The following is a 1,852-nucleotide window of genomic DNA, read 5'->3' as shown; positions in this document are numbered from 1 at the left end:
GTCAGTTGTCAGTTGTCAGTGGTTAGCGATCAGCGATCAGCGATCAGCGATCAGCTGTCAGCTATCAGCTGTTAGTGGCAACACATGGTTTCTGGCATAGAGCGTGAACTTCGCATTTCTTTGCGGGCTTGGCGGGCTTTGCGAGAGAACATGTCTTTTCTTCGCATCCTTCGTGGTGCAACGGTCTTACCAGATCGTTTTCACGTGTCGATAGGCCTGTATTCTGGCGTCGGCGGTTACGAGGGGCGCGGAGAGGTGGCGGGCCAGGGCCACGATCATCCGGTCGGCGGGGTCGGGGTGGAAGGGTTCGGGCAGGCGGGTGGATTGCACGGCGAGGTCGTTGTCCACCGGTACGAACCGCACGGATTCCAATTCCTCGACCGTGGCGAGCCAGTCGTCGATGTCGGTGGACAATGTGAGGCGTCCCTTGGCCACCAGCACGGCGATTTCCCAGGCCGAGATGGATGACACCAGGATCAGGCCCTGTTCGTCCGTGCATTCCTGTTCAATGGCCTGTGCGGCCGCCGTCGAGAGTTTGCCGTCGCCGTTGACCCACCAGAGGAGGGCATGGGTATCGAGGACGATCAAGCAAGGGCCTCCCAGTTGGATTCGCCTACCGGCTCGAACGGATCACGGTATTCCACGACGCTCCCGCGCAGGCGTTCCAACGGAGTACGGGGGTCCGCGCGGAAGCGGCGCACCTCGACGGTGGGGTGTCCGTTGTCGGTAACCACCACCGTGTCACCGGTGGCTTCAACCTGGCGCAGGTATTCCAGGGCCCTGGCCTTGAACTGGGATTTGGAAACCCGGGTAGATTCCATGGCGGCGTGCCTCGATGGCAGTGTCTGAACCTGTTTATGACTATAGGGTATGGTCATGAAGGCGGCAAGGCCGGCACCGCACGGCGGCGTGGGCCGACCCATGAACCGATTCCCGCAGCGGGCCGTGCCTGCCATCCATGTTGTATTGGACATGGGTTGGCGCCCACGGGGCGCCCAATGCACTTGGAATTCCTTTGCGGGCTTGGCGTGCTTTGCGAGAGAACATGTCTTTTCCTTCATGAACTTCGTGGTTAAATACGCTTAACCGGGGCACCCGGCCAGGTGGAGGCACGCAAAGCCATGAGCAGTGATCCGTTCGAGGAAGGGCTGGTCTGCGAGGAGGAACTGCCGCTGGCGTGGTCGGTGGTGGAGGCCCTGCCTGCGGACCCGCAGATGGCGGCACTGCACGTGTCCAACGAGGCCCTGATTCGCGCCTGCGAGTCCCTGGAGGAAGTGCACCGGCCGGTGGATGACAGTTCGGAAGTGGCCCACGAACTGGTGCGGATCGAGTCCAAGCTGAACGTGGTGGTGGAGCTGCTGGGGGAATGGCTGCGCCGCCAGGGCGACACGCCGCCTTCATACACGGTCCGGTTCAACGCCTCGGCCATGGAGTGGAACGCCCCCGACGGTCCACCCGTCGGCTCCCTGGTCCACATCCGTCTTCACCTGTGCAACGCCTTTCCCAAGGCGCTGAACCTCTATGGAGAGGTGGTCGACAGTACCCAGGGCCCGGAGGCCATGCAGACCCTGGTGAAGCTTCGCAATCTCTCCCAGAGCGTGGCCGACGGCCTGGAACGCACCGTCTTCCGCCGCCACCGCCGTGCGGTCGCCCAGTCCCGCGGGCGTGTCGAGTGACGCGGTTTTGCTGAAAGCGGCTTAAACCACGAAGAAAACCATTTCTCTCGCAAAGCCGCGAAGCCCGCCAAGAACCCCCAAGGAATCTCCTTTCAAGAACATAGGGCGCCCCATGGGCGCCGGCGGATATCCGATGGACGTGATGGACGGCGGGCGCGGCCCGCCCTTCTATGAGG

At 62.5% G+C, this 1,852-nt stretch carries 3 protein-coding genes; 1 reads left to right on the top strand and 2 read right to left on the bottom strand.

The annotated features are described in order from the left end of the window. Nucleotides 1–186 precede the first annotated feature (186 nt). Nucleotides 187–588 (bottom strand): type II toxin-antitoxin system VapC family toxin, encoded by a 402-nt coding sequence (locus B1C78_RS17190; RefSeq protein WP_077280376.1) that lies wholly within the window; start codon nucleotides 586–588, stop codon nucleotides 187–189. Beyond that, a complete protein-coding gene (locus tag B1C78_RS17185; RefSeq protein ID WP_077280375.1) occupies nucleotides 585–821 on the bottom strand; it encodes a type II toxin-antitoxin system Phd/YefM family antitoxin in 237 nt (78 codons plus the stop codon). Before B1C78_RS17185 ends, B1C78_RS17190 begins: the two co-directional genes overlap by 4 nt. 300 nt (nucleotides 822–1,121) lie before the next feature. Here B1C78_RS17185 and B1C78_RS17180 point away from each other — a divergent pair, with 300 nt between their 5' ends. Further along, nucleotides 1,122–1,676 (top strand): PilZ domain-containing protein, encoded by a 555-nt coding sequence (locus B1C78_RS17180; protein WP_077280374.1) that lies wholly within the window; start codon nucleotides 1,122–1,124, stop codon nucleotides 1,674–1,676. Nucleotides 1,677–1,852: the final 176 nt, after the last annotated feature.

The organism is Thioalkalivibrio denitrificans (genome assembly GCF_002000365.1).
In the GTDB taxonomy this organism is placed as follows: domain Bacteria; phylum Pseudomonadota; class Gammaproteobacteria; order Ectothiorhodospirales; family Ectothiorhodospiraceae; genus Thioalkalivibrio_A; species Thioalkalivibrio_A denitrificans.
The sequence above is the reverse complement of the archived record's forward strand: the minus strand, read 5'-3'. Positions and strand labels throughout refer to the sequence as shown.

What these genes read in the sequence shown, in the direction of transcription:
- B1C78_RS17180 (WP_077280374.1), top strand. Translation starts at nt 1,122, where the DNA reads ATGAGCAGTGATCCGTTCGAGGAAGGGCTGGTCTGCGAGGAGGAACTG.
- B1C78_RS17185 (WP_077280375.1), bottom strand. Translation starts at nt 821, where the DNA reads ATGGAATCTACCCGGGTTTCCAAATCCCAGTTCAAGGCCAGGGCCCTG.